Origin of the sequence: Shigella sp. FC1567, assembly GCF_001743015.1 — a bacterium.
Taxonomy (GTDB): Bacteria; Pseudomonadota; Gammaproteobacteria; order Enterobacterales; family Enterobacteriaceae; genus Escherichia; species Escherichia coli.
Map to the genome: position 1 here is coordinate 1 of NZ_MIIV01000405.1, position 427 is coordinate 427.

Sequence of the window (427 nt, forward strand, 5' to 3'; positions counted from 1 at the left end):
CACAATAACTGCCGGAACTGCCTGCTCGTATAATGACTGCCCTGATCGCTGTGGAACATCACCCCGCCGGGCTTACCACGGGTTTCCCATGCCATTTCCAGCGCTTTCATGGTGAGCCTGCTGTCCGGCGAGAACGACATGGTGAACCGCCCCGGGAATCCTGGAGACTAAACTCCCTGAGAAAGAGGTAAACAGGATGACTAAAAATACTCGTTTTTCCCCCGAAGTCCGTCAGAGGGCGATTCGTATGGTTCTGGAAAGTCAGGGCGAATATGACTCACAGTGGGCGGCAATTTGTTCCATTGCCCCAAAGATTGGCTGTACACCGGAGACTCTGCGTGTCTGGGTACGCCAGCATGAGCGGGATACCGGAGGCGGTGATGGCGGGCTCACCACCGCTGAACGTCAGCGTCTGAAAGAGCTGGAA

Annotated in this window: 1 protein-coding gene and 1 pseudogene; one reads left to right on the forward strand and one right to left on the reverse strand. The window is 55.7% G+C overall.

Annotated elements, in window-relative coordinates:
• Positions 1-155, reverse strand: a pseudogene (locus BHE85_RS27735) (DDE-type integrase/transposase/recombinase); the annotation flags it as partial.
• A gap of 41 nt (positions 156-196) precedes the next feature.
• Here BHE85_RS27735 and BHE85_RS18720 point away from each other — a divergent pair.
• Positions 197-427 (forward strand): IS3 family transposase (locus BHE85_RS18720; RefSeq protein WP_023147292.1); only part of this gene is annotated, 231 nt, incomplete at its 3' end.